The following is a 619-nucleotide window of genomic DNA, read 5'->3' on the forward strand; positions in this document are numbered from 1 at the left end:
CAGGCCTTCGATACCTTCCCCAAGGCACCATCGCCTACACATCCACTCGATCCTGAGCAGGTCTGGGCCCGCGTAGTCGCCTATAACCAAGCGCACAATCCACACGCTGTATCCGAAATGCTAAACGGCCCCGCGGAAGCGGCAACTTCACACGAGGCCAGCACCGATGACATGGCAGCTTTGCAAGGCATACCTCCCACCGATACCCCCACACTAACGGCACCGACGACACAATCAACAAACCATTGGGGTATCCCAGACCAGCTCTGCGTAAGCAAAGACGGCGTTGTACGCGTGTGCAGCTTCGGTCTCTACATTGGTCTGAGGTTTAAAAACCGCAGACTCTACTCCACAGTCACAGCCGAAAACGTTGCGGAGTTCTACACGGCCCATGACGGTGAATTCCTCTTCAGCGTGCCACTGCCGATCACGTTGAGCCACAGACCACCAGGTGGCCAGATCAACATCAACCTCGTTGAAGGAATGAAACACCGCCAACCACCGCGGATGAACCCGAAACTATCCAAACCCCGGCCGAAACGCAGGCCGCAACCATAAACCGCTAGAAGTGTCCAAGACCTCCATGGATTCCGTGTCCAAAAAGACACCGGACTCCATG

1 pseudogene is annotated in these 619 nt (G+C 55.9%); it reads left to right on the forward strand.

The window, feature by feature from the left end:
- Positions 1–558 (forward strand): annotated as a pseudogene (locus tag HMPREF2807_RS14095) (transposase); the annotation flags it as partial.
- Between the last annotated feature and the right edge of the window lie 61 nt (positions 559–619).

Origin of the sequence: Corynebacterium sp. HMSC074A09 (genome assembly GCF_001811545.1) — a bacterium.
GTDB lineage: Bacteria > Actinomycetota > Actinomycetes > Mycobacteriales > Mycobacteriaceae > Corynebacterium > Corynebacterium hiratae.